The organism is Streptomyces sp. MZ04 (genome assembly GCF_004684775.1).
Lineage (GTDB): Bacteria > Actinomycetota > Actinomycetes > Streptomycetales > Streptomycetaceae > Streptomyces.
In genome coordinates, this window is record NZ_SRIC01000168.1 from 1 (window position 1) to 18115 (window position 18115).

The 18115-nt window shown below is 70.9% G+C and carries 11 protein-coding genes and 1 pseudogene; 6 read left to right on the forward strand and 6 right to left on the reverse strand.

Features of this window, described 5'->3' with window-relative positions; translation table 11 throughout:
- Positions 1-2 precede the first annotated feature (2 nt).
- Positions 3-851, forward strand: a complete 849-nt coding sequence (locus E2651_RS28240; protein ID WP_245239295.1) for an LLM class F420-dependent oxidoreductase — start codon at positions 3-5, stop codon at positions 849-851.
- A 43-nt stretch (positions 852-894) separates the two neighbouring features.
- Positions 895-3531: a bifunctional FO biosynthesis protein CofGH gene (locus E2651_RS28245; RefSeq protein ID WP_135334062.1), complete on the forward strand. Its 2637-nt coding sequence runs from the start codon at positions 895-897 to the stop codon at positions 3529-3531.
- Positions 3532-3550: 19 nt separating this feature from the next.
- Here the strand turns inward: E2651_RS28245 and E2651_RS28250 are convergent, their stop codons facing one another.
- The gene (locus E2651_RS28250; protein WP_135334063.1) at positions 3551-4975 is read right to left on the reverse strand and encodes an FG-GAP-like repeat-containing protein; all 1425 of its coding nucleotides are present in this window, start codon (positions 4973-4975) and stop codon (positions 3551-3553) included.
- Between the two features lie 258 nt (positions 4976-5233).
- Between E2651_RS28250 and E2651_RS28255 the strand changes: the two genes are divergently transcribed.
- Both E2651_RS28255 and E2651_RS28260 read left to right on the forward strand, forming a co-directional pair.
- A complete protein-coding gene (locus E2651_RS28255) occupies positions 5234-8569 on the forward strand; it encodes an ATP-binding protein (RefSeq protein ID WP_135334064.1) in 3336 nt (1111 codons plus the stop codon).
- Positions 8570-8813: 244 nt separating this feature from the next.
- Positions 8814-9929, forward strand: a complete 1116-nt coding sequence (locus tag E2651_RS28260; protein WP_135334065.1) for an ADP-ribosylglycohydrolase family protein — start codon at positions 8814-8816, stop codon at positions 9927-9929.
- Positions 9930-9980: 51 nt separating this feature from the next.
- Here E2651_RS28260 and E2651_RS28265 read toward each other — a convergent pair whose 3' ends face one another.
- Together E2651_RS28265 and E2651_RS28270 are read right to left on the reverse strand one after the other, a co-directional pair.
- Complete coding sequence (locus E2651_RS28265) at positions 9981-11561, reverse strand: sodium:solute symporter family protein (protein ID WP_135334066.1); 1581 nt, start codon at positions 11559-11561, stop codon at positions 9981-9983.
- 296 nt (positions 11562-11857) lie between these two features.
- A complete protein-coding gene (locus tag E2651_RS28270; protein ID WP_135334067.1) occupies positions 11858-12649 on the reverse strand; it encodes an SDR family oxidoreductase in 792 nt (263 codons plus the stop codon).
- 90 nt (positions 12650-12739) lie between these two features.
- Between E2651_RS28270 and E2651_RS28275 the strand changes: the two genes are divergently transcribed.
- Positions 12740-13591, forward strand: a complete 852-nt coding sequence (locus E2651_RS28275) for a hypothetical protein (RefSeq protein WP_135334068.1) — start codon at positions 12740-12742, stop codon at positions 13589-13591.
- Positions 13592-13717: 126 nt separating this feature from the next.
- Here E2651_RS28275 and E2651_RS28280 read toward each other — a convergent pair whose 3' ends face one another.
- The 3 genes from E2651_RS28280 to E2651_RS28290 all read right to left on the reverse strand — a co-directional run bounded on the left by E2651_RS28280 (position 13718) and on the right by E2651_RS28290 (position 16301).
- A complete protein-coding gene (locus E2651_RS28280; protein ID WP_135334069.1) occupies positions 13718-13927 on the reverse strand; it encodes a DUF397 domain-containing protein in 210 nt (69 codons plus the stop codon).
- 281 nt (positions 13928-14208) lie between these two features.
- Positions 14209-15066: a helix-turn-helix transcriptional regulator gene (locus E2651_RS28285; protein ID WP_135334070.1), complete on the reverse strand. Its 858-nt coding sequence runs from the start codon at positions 15064-15066 to the stop codon at positions 14209-14211.
- Positions 15067-15533: 467 nt separating this feature from the next.
- Positions 15534-16301 carry a GPP34 family phosphoprotein gene (locus tag E2651_RS28290; RefSeq protein ID WP_135334071.1) on the reverse strand — a complete coding sequence of 256 codons (768 nt, stop codon included), beginning with the start codon at positions 16299-16301 and terminating at the stop codon, positions 15534-15536.
- Between the two features lie 254 nt (positions 16302-16555).
- On the opposite strand from E2651_RS28290, the pseudogene E2651_RS28295 reads away from it, so the two are divergent.
- Positions 16556-18115: pseudogene (locus E2651_RS28295) on the forward strand (hypothetical protein); the annotation flags it as partial.

Here is an 18115-nt window from a genome sequence, read left to right on the forward strand (position 1 = left end):
CCATCGCCCCCACCCGCCTGGCCCGAGAGCTGGAGCAGCGCGGCTTCGCCGGGCTCTACCTCCCCGAGCATTCCCACATCCCCGTAGCCCGCGAAACCCCCTACCCCGGTGGTGAACTCCCGCCCGAGTGCGCCCGCATGCTCAACCCCTTCGTCGCCCTCGCGCAGGCCGCCGCCGTCACCCGGACCCTCTCCCTCGGCACGAACATCACGCTCGTCGGGCAGCACGACCCCATCGACCTGGCCAAGCAGATCGCCACCCTCGACCATCTCTCCGGCGGCCGGTTCACCCTCGGCATCGGCTACGGCTGGAACCGTGAGGAGGCCGCCGACCACGGGGTCCACTGGCCCACCCGGCGCGCCCTCGTGCGGGACCGGATGGCGGTCATGCGGGCCCTGTGGAACGACCAACCCGCCGCCCACCATGGCGAATTCGCGAGCGTACGCGCCAGCGAGGTCCACCCGAAGCCGAAACTCGCCCCCCGCGCCCGGAAGAACGGGCAGCCCCTGCACGGCCCCCGCACTCTCATCGGCGGAGCCGCAGGGCCGAAGCTCTTCGCGCACATCGCGGAGTACGCCGACGGCTGGCTGCCCATCGGCGGCGCGGGTCTGCGCGAGTCCCTCCCGGCGCTCCGGGAGGCATGGGCGGACGCGGGCCGCCCGCCCGGCGACCTCTACATCGCCCTCTCGGCGGTCGAGCCGACCCCCGGCAAGCTCGCCCACTACGCCGATCTCGGCGTCGACGAGGTCATCGTGCAGCTGCCCGCCCGCGAGGAGGCCGGCGTACTGGAGGTGCTCGACGGATTCCAGCGATACGTGCACCTCACACGGGCTGCCGGTAACCAGCACTGACCTGTAGCTGTTTCTGTCGGCGCCCGCTCGTATGCTCGGAGCCATGACCAACAGCGCGCCGCAGGACCCAGCACCTAAGGACCAAGCACCTCAGGAGCCGGCCCGACCCACCGCCAACGCCATGCGCCGCGCCCTCAAGCGCGCCAGGGGCGGCGTCGCGCTCGACACCGCCGAGGCCGCCGTGCTCCTCCAGGCGCGCGGCGACGACCTCAAGGACCTCGCCGCGTCCGCCGCGCGGGTGCGTGACGCGGGGCTCGCGGCGGCGGGGCGGCCCGGCGTCATCACGTACTCGAAGAAGGTCTTCATCCCGCTGACGCGGCTGTGCCGGGACAAGTGCCACTACTGCACCTTCGTCACCGTCCCCGGCAAGCTGCGGCGCGAGGGACACGGGATGTTCCTCTCTCCGGACGAGGTGATCGACATCGCCCGGCGCGGGGCCGAACTGGGCTGCAAGGAGGCCCTGTTCACGCTCGGCGACCGGCCCGAGGACCGCTGGCCCGAGGCGCGCGAGTGGCTGGAGGCGGAGGGGTACGACGACACCCTCGCCTACGTACGCGCGATGGCGATCCGCGTGCTCGAGGAGACGGGGCTGCTCCCGCACCTCAACCCGGGCGTCATGACGTGGACCGATCTGCAGCGGCTCAAGCCCGTCGCGCCGTCCATGGGCATGATGCTGGAGACGACGGCGACACGGCTGTGGAGCGAGCCGGGCGGCCCGCACCACGGCTCGCCCGACAAGGAGCCGGCGGTCCGGCTGCGGGTGCTCGAGGACGCCGGGCGCTCCAACGTCCCCTTCACCACGGGGATTCTGATGGGCATCGGCGAGACGTACGAGGAGCGGGCGGACTCGCTGTTCCGGCTGCGCTCGACGCAGCGTTCGTACCACGGCATCCAGGAAGTCATCGTCCAGAACTTCCGCGCCAAGCCGGACACGGCGATGCGCGGCATGCCGGACGCCGAGCTCGAGGAGCTCGCCGCGTGTATCGCGGTGGCCCGGCACATCCTCGGCCCGAGCGCCCGCATCCAGGCCCCGCCGAACCTGGTGGACGCGGAGTACGCGCTGCTCATCGGCGCGGGCATCGACGACTGGGGCGGCGTCTCGCCCCTCACCCCCGACCATGTGAACCCGGAGCGGCCCTGGCCGCACATCGACGAACTGGCGGAGAAGACCGCCGAGTCGGGCTTCACGCTGCGTGAACGGCTCACGATCTACCCGGAGTTCATCCAGCGCGGCGAGCCCTGGCTCGACCCCCGCCTTCTTCCGCACGTACGCGCGCTCGTCGACCCGGAGACGGGCCTGGCGAACGAGGAAGCGCGCCCCACCGGCCTGCCCTGGCAGGAGCCCGACGAGGGGTACGTGGCCTCCTCCGGCCGCACCGACCTGCACCGCACCATCGACACGACGGGGCGCACGTCGGACCGGCGCGACGACTTCGACGAGGTGTACGGCGACTGGGACGCGCTGCGCGAGCAGGCCGCGCCCGGCATGGTGCCGTCCCGCATCGACGGGGACGTGCGATCCGCCCTCGCCACGGCCGCCGACGACCCGACGCGCCTGACGGACGCGCAGGCGCTGACCCTGCTGCACGCGGACGGGCCCGCGCTCGACGCGCTGTGCGGGATCGCGGACGACGTGCGCAAGTCGGTGGTCGGTGACGACGTGACGTACATCGTCACGCGGAACATCAACTTCACGAACGTCTGCTACACCGGCTGCCGTTTCTGCGCCTTCGCCCAGCGCAGGACCGACGCGGACGCGTACACGCTCTCCCTGGACCAGGTCGCCGACCGCGCCCAGCAGGCCTGGGAGGTCGGCGCCACCGAGGTGTGCATGCAGGGCGGCATCCACCCGGACCTGCCCGGCACGGCGTACTTCGACATCGCGCGGGCCGTGAAGGAGCGCGTGCCGGGCATGCATGTGCACGCCTTCTCGCCGATGGAGGTCGTCAACGGCGCGACGCGTACGGGTCTTTCGATACGTGACTGGCTCACCGCCGCCAAGGAGGCGGGCCTGGACTCGATCCCCGGCACGGCGGCCGAGATCCTCGACGACGAGGTGCGCTGGGTCCTGACGAAGGGCAAGCTGCCGACGGCGACGTGGATCGAGGTGGTCAAGACGGCCCACGAGCTGGGCATCCGGTCCTCGTCCACGATGATGTACGGACATGTGGACCAGCCGAGGCACTGGCTCGGGCACTTCCGCACGCTGGCCGCGATCCAGCAGGAGGCGCTGTCCAAGGGAGTGGCGGGCTTCACGGAGTTCGTGACGCTGCCGTTCATCCACACGAACGCGCCCGTGTATCTGGCGGGCATCGCCCGCCCCGGCCCGACCGCCCGCGACAACCGCGCGGTGGTGGCGATGGCGAGGCTGCTGCTCCACCCGCACATCCCGAACATCCAGACCAGCTGGGTGAAGCTGGGCACGGAGGGGGCGGCGGAGATGCTGCGCTCGGGCGCGAACGACCTGGGCGGCACGCTGATGGAGGAGACCATCTCCCGGATGGCGGGCTCCAGTTACGGCTCGTACCGCTCGGTCAAGGACCTCGTCGCGATCGCGGAGGAGGCGGGACGCCCGGCCAGGCCGCGGACGACGCTGTACGGAGAGGTGCCGCGGGAGCGGCAGGAGGTGGCCGCCGCGTCGGACGGCCACCTCCCGGAGCTGCTTCCCGTGCTGGACTGACTACGGGACCGATTACTGCTTACTGGGCGAGCTGTCCGCCGAACTGGGCGCCGTCCTGCGCGGTGCCCAGCGAGGACGGGCTGAACGACGTGATGTTGGTCGTCGTCAGACCGTTCTGGGAGCCGCGCAGGAGCCAGGCCGCGCCCGAGTCCTTGACCGTGCCGTCCTCGGTGGGCGCGCCCACGGTCAGGTCGGCGCGGTTGTTGTTGTTCACGTCGGCCAGCAGGACCGCGGAGCCGAAGGCGTCATCGCTCTCGGAGACGCCGGGGACGCCCGCGGTGGACTGGTTGAAGGCCTGGGCGCCGGTGCCGGTCAGGCCGGTCGCGCCGCCCTTGAGGAGGACGATCGCGCCGGTGTCCCCGGCGGTGTCGAGGTCGTCGCCGGAGCCGAGGTCCTCGCCCGGTACGCCGACCGCGATGTCCGGGTAGCCGTCGCCGGTGACGTCACCGGCGGAGATCGAGTAGCCGAACTGGTCGCCCTTGTCGCCGAGGTCCCAGTCGCCCTGCTCGCCGACGCCGGGGACGCCCGCGGTGTCCTGGGTGATCTTCTTGGTGCGGTCGGAGAGGCCGGACGCGGCGCCGTAGACGACGCGGACCGCGCCCGCGTCGTACTCCTGCATCTCGGAGACCTTGTCCACCTCGCGGGCCACGAGGTCGCCGTACCCGTCCTTGTCCACGTCGGCGATGACGCCGTCGACGGTGAACTGGCCGGTGGGCGTGGACGCGCCGGTGAAGCCGTCCTTGCCGCCCTTCCACAGGCGCGAGGAGTACTGCATCTCCTCGAAGGAGTGGCTGGTGACGAGGTCGTCCGCGCCGTCGCCCGTCATGTCGCCGACGATGATGTCGACCGGGCCGTCGTCCTCGCCGATCTCCAGGAGCTTGGTGGACGCGGGCTTCCCGTCGCGGGTGAACGGGCCGAAGCGGGTCTCCAGGCCGGATCTGCCGTTGGCGACGAGGTCGGCCTTGCCGTCGCCGTTGAAGTCGCCGGCCTTCAGGTCCCAGACGGACTCGCCGGGGAACTGCGAGATCCCGGTGAGGCCGTGCTCGGAACCCCAGAGCACGACATCGTAGGGCTCGTCGTTCACGACGAGGTCGGTGTACCCGTCGCCGTCGAGGTCACGGGCGGTCGTGCGCAGGCCGAAGCCCGCACCCTGCTCGGGGGTGCCCGGCATGCCGGGGGTGGCGCGGCTGATCTGCTTGGCGTGCGAGGTGTCGGCGCCCGCCGACGAGCCGTACACGATCGATATGTAGCCGGCGCCGGTCTTGCCGTCGACGGTGCCGCGGCCCGCGGAGACGGCGAGGTCGGCGTACCCGTCCTTGTTGAAGTCGGTCACCGGAATGCGGTGCGGTACGGGGGCGGCCGCCGCGGAACCGGTCGTCGCCACGACGGCGAGCGGCGTCGCGATGGCGGCTGCCGCGGCGGCGGCGATGAGGGAACGGCGCACTGGTCCTCCTGTGGGGAAACTACTGTGACGTAAGGGAGACCAGCGCTCTGGCGGGATGGTTGTACATCGCAGGTTCACCTTTATGGCGCCGGGTGTTGGTGAGTGTGCGGGGGCGGCGGTTTCGGCCCGTGCGCGAACGGGCGGTGGAAGACTGTGCGCAGGGCAGACGGCGACGCGCGTACACGGGGATGCGGTGCGCGTATACGGGATTCGGGGGTGTGGCCCATGGTGTCCGGGGGTACGGAGCGTCGGCCGTCCATGCAGGAGCTGATACGTCGGCGCAGGCGGGCCGGATTCGTCGGCCGCCGCGGTGAACTCGCGGCGTTCCGCGAGAACTTCGACCTTCCGGTGGACGACGAGCGGCACCGCTTCCTCTTCCATGTGCACGGCAACGCGGGCGTCGGGAAGACGTCCCTGGTACGGGAGTTGGAGCAGCTGGCCCGCGATCGCGGTGCGCTGACCGCGTACGTCGACGAGGCGGTCGGCAGCGTGCCCGAGGCGCTGTCGGCCATCAGTGCCCAATTCGCCCGTCAGGGGCGGCGGTTCAAAGATCTCGAGCGGCTGTTGGCCGCGCACCGTGACCGGCGGCACGAGGCGGAGTCGGTGTCGGCGGCAGCGGCGGCCACGGTGGAGGCCCCGCAGCCCGGCCCTTCGGTCAATCCGCGGCCCGTGCCCTCGCCCGCCGGCATGGCCGCGGCCCGCGCGAGTCTGGTCGGCCTGGGGCTCGTGCCGGGTGTCGGTGTCTTCGCCGGTGCGATGGATCCCGCCCAACTCGCGCAGGGCGCCGACCGGTTGAGGGCGGGCCTGAGCGCGCGCTTCCGTAATCAGGAGGACGTCCAGCTGGTCCTCTCCCCTGAGCGGGTCCTCACGCCGGTCCTGATCACGGAGCTGTCGGACGCCGCGCAGGCCGCACCCTGGATCGTGCTGTTCTTCGACACGTACGAGATCACGGCGCCGATCCTCGACGGCTGGCTGCACGAGGTGATGACGACCGAACGGCACGGCGCGCTGCCCGCCAACGTGGTCGTCGTGACCGCGGGCCAGCGGCCCTTCGACGCGACGCGCTGGGGCGGCTACGCGGACTTCATGGCGGATGTGCCGATCGGCCCGTTCACCGAGCTGGAGGCGCGGGGGCTGCTCGCCGACAAGGGGGTGGCCGCGGAGCCGGTGGTCGAGGAGGTGCTGCGGCTCACCGGCGGTCTTCCCGTCCTGGTGTCCATGCTCGCCGAGGGGCGTCCGGTCGACCTCGACGATGTCAGCGACCCGAGCTCGACGGCCGTCGAGCGGTTCCTGAAGTGGGAGGCGGACCCCGTCCGCAGGGCGGCGGCGCTGGCCTGCGCGCTGCCCAGGCGGCTTGACGGCGATGTGTTCCGGGCGGCCGTGGACTGCGCGGACGAGGAGGCGCCGGGACTCTTCGGCTGGCTGCGCTCGCTGCCCTTCGTGAGCGATCGCGGCGACCGCGTGCAGTACCACGGGGTGGTGCGCGCGCCGATGCTGCGGCTGCAGCGCACCAGGTCGCCTCGGGGGTGGGCGCGGCAGCAGCAGCGGCTCGCGGAGACGTTCACCGCCTGGCGCGCCGAGGCCGAACAGGGCGCCACCGAGGACGACTTGTGGTCCGACGACAGCTGGTGGGAGCTGCGCATCTCCCAGACGTACCACCTGCTGTGCGCCGACCCCCGCGGCGCGCTGCCGCACGCGCTGCGGGGCGCCGTCGACGCCTGCGACAAGGGCGAGGTCATGGCCAGGCGCTGGGCGCAGCTGCTCATCGAGGCCGGGGACGACGTCGAGGCGGAGGGCGTGGGCCGGTGGGGCCGCGACCTCCTGGCCGCGCTCGCCGACGGCTCACCGGTCGACGCGCTGGGGCTGCTGCTCGACCGGGCCGGGCTCGACACCGAGGGGCAGGCCCTCGCCCGTACGCTGCGCGGCCGTGATCTGCGCGAGAGCGGCGAGTACGACCGGGCGCTCGCCGAGTACGACCGGGCCATCGAACTCGGCCCGGAGCAGGAACGGGCGTACTTCGGCCGGGGGTTCACGCACAAGCTGCGCCAGGAGTTCGACGCGGCGCTCGCCGACCTCGACCGCGCGTACGAACTGGACCCCGACGCCGACCGGGTGCTTGCGCTGCGGGGCGAGACCCACCGGCTCCTGGGGGACTACGAGGCGGCGATCACGGACCTGGACCGGGCGATCGAAAGGGACCCGGCGGAGCCGATGCCCTGGGCGGACCGGGGCGTGGTCCGCTATGCCCTCGGCCAGAACGACGCGGCGCTCGCGGACCTGGACCGGGCGGTGGAGCTCGACCCGGACTACGCGTGGGCGCTGGTGCAGCGGGCCGCGGTGCACAGCGACCGGGAGGAGACCGAGCGGGCCATCGCGGATCTCGACCGTGCCCTGGAGCTGGCCCCCCGGTGGACCTATATCGTCCGGATGCGCGGCAACGCGCTGCGGGAGGCGGGCCGGTGGCAGGAGGCGCTCGCCGAGTACGGCCGGGCCGTCGAACTCCTCCCCGACGACGCCACCGCCTTCGCGGGCCGGGGCGTCGCGCACGCCTGCCTGGATCAGAAGGAGGCGGCGCTGGCCGACTTCGACCGGGCCATCGAGCTCGCCCCGGACTACGTATGGGCGCTCGGTCACCGCAGCAGGATGCACTGCTACCGGGAAGAGTACGAGCGGGCCCTCGCCGACGCCGACCGGGCCGTCGCCCTGCTGCCCGCCGACGCCTGGTGCCTCTACTGCCGCGCGGACGCACTGCACCGCCTCGACCGGATCGAGGAAGCGACCGCCGACCTGGACAAGGCCCTCGACACGGAGCCCGACTACGGGACCGCGCTCTGCAAGCGCGGATCCATCCGGCACGAACAGGGTCGCTACACCGAGGCGTTCGAGGACCTGGACCGCGCCCTGGAGCTGGAACCCGACGCTCCCTGGTACCTCATACGGCACGCGATCACCTGCCGCGCCACCGGCCGCATCGAGCGGGCCCTGGCCGACGCCGCGCGCTACAACGAGGTCAGCACCGACTCTTCGTGGGGACACGATTTCGCCGCGCGCGTCCACCTGTGGTGCGGCCGTCCCGAGGAGGCGCTTGCGGAGATCACCGCCGCTCTGGCGTCCGGCGCGGACGAGGCCGACCTGCTGGAGGAGCTGTCCACGGTCCACCGCAGGACGGGCCGCTGGTCCCTCGCCCGCGAGGCCGCCCGGCGGATGCCCGACGAGCTGGACCGCCTCGGTTTCCTGGCCCTCGCGGAGACCGGCGCGCGGGGCGCGGCGGCCGCGGCCCCGCTCTGGCGGGAGATGTCCGCCTGTCTGGCCGGGGCGACGAGCGACGGACCGGGCTCGGAGGCCGCCGCCGCGGCCCTCATCGCCGCGGCCCGCGCCGACTGGCCCGCCCTCGACACCCACCTCACGGTGGCCCTCGCCTCCGACCAGGAGTGGGACGACCTGGCGGAGCTCGCGGAGTTCCTGACGGAGGTCCTGCGCGCGCCGGGGGCCGATCGCGCCCGGCTCGCGCCGCGCCTGGCGAGGGTCGTCGCGGCCAGGGACGCCTTGCGGGCGCGGTACGCGGAGGCGCTGCCGCGTACGTCACTTTCGTAGGGATGATCAGCATCCCGATCAGGATCCCGATCAGGATCCCCATCAGGATCCCCGCCGGTGATTTCCGCCCCGAAATGAAAAGGCCTGGTGAATATGAAAAGGCCTGGTGAACGCCGGTCAAAAGTGATCTGAGGGGTGACTCTTCAGATATCGCATCGGCCCTGAAGCGACCGTTCCTGGTCGATTACAGTGCTGCGCAGAAGTGCACGGGTCGAGCTATGGGGAGAGCAGGGGAGGAGGTGCCGTGAGCACCGCAGCAGCCACCGGAGTCTGGGGCCGCGCCGAGCAGCAGGACTTCCGCAGCCGGGTGCGCGGCACGCTGCTCGGGGCCGCCCTCGGTGACGCGCTTGGCGCGCCCGTCGACGAGCTGAGCCTCGCCGCGATACGTGAGGCCCACGGCACGGAAGGGCTCACCGAACCCGCCCCCGCGCACGGCAGGCGTGGCGCCGTCACCGCCGCCACCCAGCTCACCCTCTTCACCGTCGACGGACTCATACGCGCCCAGGTGCGGCGCGACACCGGGGCCTGGCATCCGCCGACCGACCTGCACCGCGCCTACCGCCGGTGGGCCGCCACCCAGAGCGACTGGGGGCCCGACGAGCGGCGCAAGGAGGACGGCTGGCTCGCGCGCGAGGAGTGGCTCTACTCGCGGCGGTCGCCCGCCAAGGCCTGCCTGGTCGGTCTCGGAGACGAGACCATGGGCACACTGGAGCTTTCGAAGAATCCCGATGAACGGGACGCGGGGGCCGTCACCCGGTCCGCTCCCTTCGGGCTGCTCGTCGGGTGGGAGCCGCAGCTGGTCCTTCAGCTCGCCGTGGAGTGCGCCGTGCAGACCCACGGGCATCCCGCCGCCTATCTCGCCGCCGGTGCGCACTCCGTGCTCGTGCACGGGCTCGCTCGGGGCGAGTCCCTTGACGGGGCCATCCAGCGGACCCTCGCCCTGCTCGCCGCCAGGCCCGGCCATCAGCCCGTCACCGATGCGCTGAAGCACGCGCTGGGGGCCGTGCGGCAGGGGATGCCCGCACCCTCCCGGGTGGAGGAACTGCTGGGGGACGGCTCCGCGGAAGGGGTGCTCGGCGCCGCCGTGTACTGCGCCCTGGTCGGCGAGGACATCCGCCACGGGCTGCGCCTCGCCGTGAACCACGGGGGCGCGTCGGCTGCCACCGGCGCCGTGTGCGGAGCCCTCCTCGGCGCCCTCCACGGCGAGACCGCGCTGCCCCCCGGCTGGCTCTCCGAGCTGGAGGGACGGCCCACGATGCTTGAGCTGGCGGACGATTTCGCCATGGAGATGACGCAGGGACCCGCGCTGCATGGGCCGGCGGTATCGTCGCCGGGATGGCTGGCGCGGTATCCCCGGTGAGATCAATCAGCCCGTCCGGCGTTTGAGGACGAACTCGGCGAAGCCGGTGATTTACGGTACGGGACGCTGCGGGGTGCCCAATACGTCGTCCCCCGCCTCCGCCGGCTCCGGAACAGCCGCTGAACCGGCGGAGCCGTCATCGTCCGTATTCACGCGCTCGATGATCGCGTCGCGCTCCGGGGTGTCCTCCGGCTTCACGTAGCCGATCACGATGTAGAGGAAGAGCGATACCGCCAGTGGGATCGAGACCTGGTACTCCAGCGGCACTCCGCCCTCGACGCTCCAGTTGATGGGATAGTTGACCAGCCAGAAGGCCAGCAGGCCCAGCGCCCAGCTGGTCAGCGCCGCCGTCGGGCCCGACCTGCGGAACGGGCGCAGCAGACCCAGCATCATCGGGATCGCGATCGGGCCCATGAGCCCGGCCACCCACTTGATGACGACCGTGATGATGTCCTTGAACGTGGGCGAGTTGACCTGCGTGGCCACCGCCATGGAAAGGCCCAGGAAGATCACCGTGGTCAGGCGCGCCGCGATCAGGCCGGAGCGTTCGTTCCACTGCCTGGCCTTCTTGGACAGGACCGGCGCCACGTCCCGCGTGAAGACCGCGGCGATCGCGTTCGCGTCGGACGAGCACATGGCCATCGTGTGGGAGAAGAAGCCGACGATGACGAGGCCCAACAGGCCGTGCGGCAGCAGTTGTTCGGTCATCAGGCCGTACGCGTCCGAGCCGTCCGGGTTCTTCGCGTCGACCAGCAGGGGCGACATCCACATGGGGAAGAACAGGACCACCGGCCACACCAGCCACAGCGCCGCCGAGAGACGGGCCGAGCGCGCGGCCTCCTTCGGTCCCGAGGTCGCCATGTAGCGCTGAGCCTGGTTCAGCATGCCGCCGTTGTACTCGAAGAGCTTGATGAACAGGAACGCCAGGAGGAAGACCGTTCCGTACGGCCCCACCAGCGGCTTTCCGTGGCCCGCGAGTTCCGGCTCGTCCCAGACGCCGAAGAAGCCTCCGTGGTCGCCCAGTTTGAGGACGACGGCCACGAACATCGCGACACCCGCGAAGAGTTGGATGATGAACTGCCCCAACTCCGTGAGCGCGTCCGCCCACAGGCCGCCGATCGTGCAGTAGACCGCGGTGATCGCGCCGGTGATCAGGATGCCCTGGTTGAGCGAGACGCCGGTGAAGACGGAGAGCAGCGTCGCGATCGCGGCCCACTTCGCGCCCACGTCCACGATCTTGAGGAGCATGCCCGACCAGGCGAGCGCCTGCTGGGTGGGGAGGTTGTAGCGGTTCTTCAGGTACTCGAGCGGCGAGGCCACGTGCAGCCGCGAGCGCAGCCGGTTGATGCGCGGCGCGAAGAGCCTGGAGCCGATCGCGATGCCGAGCGCGATCGGGAAGGACCAGGTGACGAAGGACGTCACGCCGTAGGTGTACGCGATGCCCGCGTACCCGGTGAACATCACCGCGCTGTAGCCGGACATGTGGTGCGAGATGCCCGAGAGCCACCAGGGCATCTTGCCGCCCGCGGTGAAGAAGTCGCTGACGTTGTCCACCCGCTTGTGGGACCAGACGCCGATCGCGACCATCACGCCGAAGTAGCCGATGAGCACGGCCCAGTCGAGACTGTTCATGTGCCCCCTCCAGGGGTCCGCCTTGTGAACTGCGCAGAAATGCCGTGCACTTCGCCAGTTTCGTGACATACGGACGCGGGCGGCCTTGAAGTGCCCGCTCATCGTGGGTTCGGCCGTGGGGCGCGGACAACCGCCCGTGAGGTCAAGAGGAAGTAAAATCGTTCTGTTTACTGACCTGCGTTCACATCCTTGATCGAGCCGGTAGGGGGTGCGGGAGCCTGTCAGGGCACGAAAAAGGCCGTACGGGAGTCAAGTCCCGTACGACCGTGGAGAGTTCCCCCGAGTCGCGGCCGCGGCTACCGCATCAGCTCCCCCGCGTTCACCAGCAGCGACTGCCCCGTGATCGCCCGCGCCCGGTCCGACGCCAGGAACACGGCCGCGTCCGCCACGTCCCCGTCCGTGGCGAGATCGGGAAGTGCCATCCGGTCCGCGAGCCGGCCCCGCACCTCCTCCTCCGGTACGCCCTCGGTGTGCGCGGTGAACTGGACGTACGCCTCGACCGGCGGACCCCACATCCAGCCGGGCAGGACCGTGTTGACCCGGATGCGGTCGGGCCCCACTTCGTGGGCCAGCGAGTACATGGCCGAGGTCAGCGCCCCCTTCGATGCCGCGTACGCCGCCTGGCGGACCTGTGAGGGCGCGGCGACGGCCGACTGCGTACCGATGAAGACGACGGAGCCGCCCCGCTCCTTGAGTGCGGGCAGGCAGGCCCGGGTCATCCGCAGGGTGCCGAGCAGATTGACGTCGATCACCCGCTGCCAGGTCGCGAAGTCCGCGTCCGCCACGCCCCCGAAGTAGCTGTCCCAGGCGGCCACATGGACCACCGCGTCGATCCCGCCGAAGCGCTCGCGGGCGAGCGCGGCGAGGGCCTCGCACTGGGCCTCGTCGGTGATGTCGGTCGCGCGGTACGCGGTGTGTGTGCCCTCGGGATCGATCTCCGCGGCCGACTTGGCGAGGTTCGCCTCCGTGCGCGCCCCGAGGACGGCGCGGCCGCCGTCGCGCACCACGGCGGCCGCCACCTGATGGCCGAGCCCGGCGCCGACTCCCGAGACGACGACGGTCTTTCCTTCGAGGAGCGACGACGGCATGGGGCGCCTCCCGGCTATGGCAGTTTTGCTGACGGGGCGTCAGAGTATGGGCGTCCACCGGAGGAAGGAAGAGAGAGGAAGGGGAGAGGCATGGGGGAAGACACGCATGGCGACACGCGCAGTGACACGTACGCCGAACTGGCCGCCGTCGGGCCCTACGGCGTGCACCCGGGGCACGCCCTGATCACCATGGTCGAGCCGCATCCGGGCCATGAGTACGCGTACAACCGCTGGTACGAGGACGACCACTACTACGCCGGCGCGATGGCGATGCCCTGGATGTACGCCGGGCGACGCTGGGTCGCGCCCCGCGAGCTGCAACTCCTGCGCCACCCCGAGAAGTCGGCGGTCGCCCAGCCGGTCACCGCGGGCTGCTACCTCTCCACGTACTGGGTCACCGAAGGCCGCTACGACGACCACATGAAGTGGACCGTCGGCATCAACAAGCGCCTCAACCGGGACGGCCGCGTCTATCAGGACCGTACGCACGTCTTCACGGCGTTCCAGGACCATGAGGCGACGGTCTACCGGGACGGTGCGGCCGGTCCACGCGACTTCCACGCGCTCGATCACCCCTACCAGGGGCTGGTCCTCGAGGTCATCGACGCCGAAGGGGCCGAGCGGCGCGGCGAGTTGCTGGAGTGGCTGCGGGCCAAGCACCTGCCGCGCGCTCTCGCGGGGTCACGTGCCGCGATGGTGACGATCTTCCGGCCGACTCCGCTGCCGGGGGACCGGATGACGTACGTGAAGCAGGTCGAGGGAGTCGACACGAGGCTGACGCTGCTCTGGTTCCTGCAGGCCGATCCGCGGGAGTGCTGGCAGGAGCACTTCGCGGGGCGCGCGGACGCGGTGGCGGAATCGGGGCTCGGGCGGGTGGAACTGGTGGCGCCGTTCATTCCCACGGTGCCGGGTACGGACACGTACGTGGATCAGTTGCGGTAGCAGGTACTGGATTCCGGTTTCCGCTTTCCGGTTTCCGGAAAGAGGCCGAGCCCCCTCGGCCGGGACGGCGGGCCAGTCGAGAGGGCTCAATCGGTGGTGCGTATGCGGTTGTTGATCTCGCGCGTATCAGCCGAGGAGGGGAGTCTCCCGGCTCACCTCGGAGACGAACGCGTTCCATGATTCGGTGGGGAAGGCGAGGACGGGGCCCTCGGTGACCTTCGAGTCCCGGACCGAAATCGCCGAGGAAAGAGGGGACTTGACCTCTACGCACGCGCCGTTCCCTGTGGAATACGAGGACTTGATCCACGAATTCGTAGCGCCCTGGTGAATTGCCATGGTTACTCCGGTTTGCCCAGTCGTTGAGTTGCGGTCACCGCCAAGGGCGGCTGCGCCAACAGTTGTTGCTTGATGGCGTGAATGACGCTACTCGCCAACATCGCTGCGTGAAGAGACCGTTCACTCGACCGGATGGCATATTCCATGGGGGTCTTCCGCCCCGACGCGGGAAAGGTGTACCGTGCGGCGCCTTCCCCGCGGAGAGCTTTCACATATCCGACGTATCAGCCAGATCGCTCTCAGATCGCTCTCAGATCGATCTCTGGTCGATCTCTGGTCGCTCAGCGTGCGTACTCTTTCGCGATGTCGGCGACGAGTTGGCGCGATTGATCAACATTCAGCGCCTGGGCCCGCAGGTGCTCGTACATGACGCTGTACTGCTGAACGTCGTTGGCCTTCTCCAGATAGAGATCACTCGTGACGCCCTCGATGTAGACGACGCTGGAATCCGCGGCGTCCGGAAACTCGAGAATCGCGTACTGGCCATTGAGGCCGGGATGCGCGCCCATGTGGAAGGGAATCACCTGGACGGTCACGTGCGGCAGTTGGGACTGCTCGACGAGATACTCCAGCTGGTCGCGCATCAGATGCTGGGAGCCGACGACGCGGCGCAGCGCGGACTCGTCCAGGACGGTCCACAAGCGCAAAGGATTCTCCGGCGCCGAGATGCGCTCCTGGCGGCGGACGCGGACCTGGACGCGCTTCTCGATGTCCGTCGGCGTGGTCTCCGGCAGCGCGCCGGTGATCAGCGCCTCGGCGTACGCGCGGGTCTGCAGCAGCCCGGGGACGACCTGGGGATCGTAGACGCGCAACGAGGCGGCATCCGTCTCCAGGCCGATGTAGACGCTGTACGGGATGTCGCCGAAGGAGTGCCACCAGCCCTGCTGGCGGGAGTCCTTGGCCATTTGCATGAGCGAGTCGACGATGCGGTGGTCCTCGACCTCGTACACACCGCACAGATCGCGTACATCGCGCTGACTGATGGAGCGGCGGCCGTTCTCGAGGCGGCTGATCTTCGACTGTGAGACCAGCAGGCGCTCGGCGACCTCCTCTGCCGTCATGCCCTTGAGCTCGCGGAGCCGGCGAAGCTCCTGGCCCAACCGGCGTCGCCTGACGGTGGGATTGACATTGGACGCCACGGACGTGCACCTCCGACTACAACATGCCTCTACTTTGCGTGTCTGCTGTTCAGCAGAGTGCCACCAACGCGCCGCGCACCGCTGGGAAACAGCCGATGTGCGGACGGGTGCGAGGACTGATGTGAGGGGTGCGGCCCGAATGCTGCTCGGCGCCTGGTGTGCCTGGGGTGTGCTTGCGGTGTGCTTGGTGTGTACCTGGTACTGATGTGCGGCCGCGCGGGGCGGTGGCGCCGGTTGTCGTCGTCCGGACGGTCCGGTGCCGTTGCCCCGCGCGGCCCAGCGGCTCCCGAACCGGGTCTGGGGGACGGCGGTGCGGCGTGGCTGTTGCGGTGCTGGGTCGTACTGAGCGGTGTGTTGCTGATGCTGAGCGGTGCTGCGGGTGCTGGTTCGTTACTGCTGACCTGCTCGGCCGGGATCGCGCCCGGTCGAACGGGTCGAACGGGTCGAACCGGTCGAACCGGTCGGGCTCAGTGGGCCACGGCGCGAGCCATGGATCCGCGGCGTGGCTGCATCGGGACCACGCCTGGTTCCGGAGCGGTCCTGGCCGGCTGCCGGCCACCGCCCGGCCCGCCGCCCGGTCCCGCTGGGGCCGGACTACGGCGTGGCTGAGCGGCCACACCGTTCTGAACGTCCATCACGGCGTGCGCCACGAGGCCGCCCATGGGGTCGTGCCTGATCAGATCCCGGAGCCTGGAGCGCGATGAACGCCCCTCGTTCCCGGGATACAGGTGCTTGCCGAGTCCGACCGCATGGGCCAGCGCGGCGAGCGCCGCGGTCCGCGGGTCCGGCGGTACGCCGGTGCGGATCGCGCTGTCCAGCCGGGCCCTGATGTCCCGGCTGATCGCCGTGTCCGTCGCTTGGTAGCGAGTCGTCGGCAGTACTCCGCACATCTGGCCCGATACGGCATGCACCATGCCGCACCGCTCCAGGTGCGCGAGGTAGATCTGGCGCAGCCCCAGTCGGGGCCCGCCAATCCAGTGGACCGCCCGAACCGGGCTGCCGCGCCTGCGCAGCAGTTCCAGTGCGGAGTCCAGAGTCGGATCTCCGGTCGGCCGTGGCATCACCACGGCGATACGATCCCCGTCTGGGGCTATCCGTCCGGCCAGCGCCAGCTCCACTAGCTGTGCTCCGGCCAGACCGAGGTCGAGCGACTGCGGCTGCGCTGTGGTACCCGTGGCCGGGTCCAAAGCGAGCAGCAGAAGCTCCTCCGGAATTGTTCTGCGGCTCCTGCCCATCCATGCCTCCCCGCGTGGATGAATGACAGGGTGACCCCTCTCACATTGGTCTGTCGAGAGTGCGTGACCGGTAAGTACGGGAACCAGTAGGTATGTCGTTCTCGTCTACCACGGGGGTTAAGCCCTCACACAGGACACTGGTACATGGTTCGGACACTGAGTCCGGCCGGGTTTTGGCGCAACGGCAACGCATAACGCGCAACGCGCAACACACAGCGCAGATCGCATACGGCAAGGCGTACGAGGAGGCATCGGTGGCGGGCGAGACCCCCGACAGGTCGAAGCAGCGGAAGTCGTCGGGCAAGTCGTCGGGGAACCCGACCGCTGAACCGACCCCGCCCTCGGGCGCGGACCCGCGCCTGGCAGTGGCCCGCGAGGTCCCTCCGGCGCGGGAGGAGGCCCCCTCGGCGCGGGGGGAGGACTCGGCGACGGCGGTCTTCTCCACGAAGGCGGTGACGGAGGCGGCGGCTGCGGCGACGGCAGCGGCGCCTGCCGGGTCATCGGCGGCTTCCGGGTCCGCGGAGCCTTCGGGGTCGCCTGCGGCGTCGGGGGCCGTGGGGTCCTCGGGGCCTTCGGGGTCCTCATCGGCATCGGAGCCTTCGGAGCCTTCGGAGCCTTCGGGGTCTTCTGCGGCGTCGGGGCCTTCGGGGTCCCCATCGGCCTCTGAGCCTTCGGAGTCATCGGCGGCTTCCGAGCCGTCCGAGCCTTCGGGGTCCTCGGAGGCTTCCGGTGGCGAGGCGAACGGTGACGCGCGGCTGCGGGCCGCGGTCGCCGCGTGGGTCGTGGGCGGCGAGCCTGCTGCCGGGGAGGGCGAAGCCTCTTCGGTCACCGGGGGCGGAGAGACCGCTGAGGCCGCTGCTGAGCGCGATGCCGCCGGCAGGGGCGGATCGGCTGCCGAGGACGGGAATTCCGCTGCGAGCGCCGCTGCCGCCGAGGGCGAGACCTCCGTCGGCGATGACGCTCCGGCTGGGGGCGAAGCTGCCGGGGACGGCGTCTCCACCGAAGGCAAGGCCACCGCCGAGCAGGGTTCCCCTGCCGAGGGTGGTGCGGATGCCGCCGTGGGCACCGCTGCCGAGGGCGAGACCTCCGTGGGTGATGGCGCTCGGGCCGGGGGTGGAGCTGCCGGGGGTGGCGTCTCCGCCGAGGGTGAGGCTGTCGCTGAGCGGGGTTCCGCTGCCGAGGGTGGAGCGGCTTCCGCGGAGGGCGTCGCTGCCGTCGAGCCCCGCGCGGGGAGCGACGTTCCTGCCCAGGGCGATGCCTCCGCCGAGCGTGGCGCTGGTTCCGAGGGGGATGCCTCCGGTGGCGACGCTTCCGCCGGGGGGAGCGCCCTTGCCAGGGGCGGTGCTCCCGTGAAGTCGGGCGCCCTTGCCGGGGGCGACTCTCCTGCCGGAGGCGAGGCCTCGGCCTCGGATGACGCCTCCGCCGGGGGTAAGGCTTCTGCCGAAGACGAAGACCCCACTGCCGGTGACGCCCCGGCTCCGAACAGCACACCGGCCGAGGGCAAGGCTCCCGCCAGGGACGACGCCCCTGCCAAGGGAGCCTCCGCCGGCGCGGACGACGCCCCCGCCAAGGGAGCCTCCGCCGGCGCGGACGACGCCCCCGCCCAGAGTCGCGACGCCGCCGAGAGCGAAGCCCCGGCCAAGGGCGCCTCGCCCGCGGACGACGCCCCCGGCACCCCGGCCAAGGGCGACCCCCGAGCCAAGGACCAAGCCCCCGCAGCCGCCAAGGACGCCAAGCCCGAGAGCGGGGCCAAGTCCGAAGCCGAAGCCGAAGCCGGAGCCAAGGACGCCAAGGACGCCAAGGACTGTCTCTTA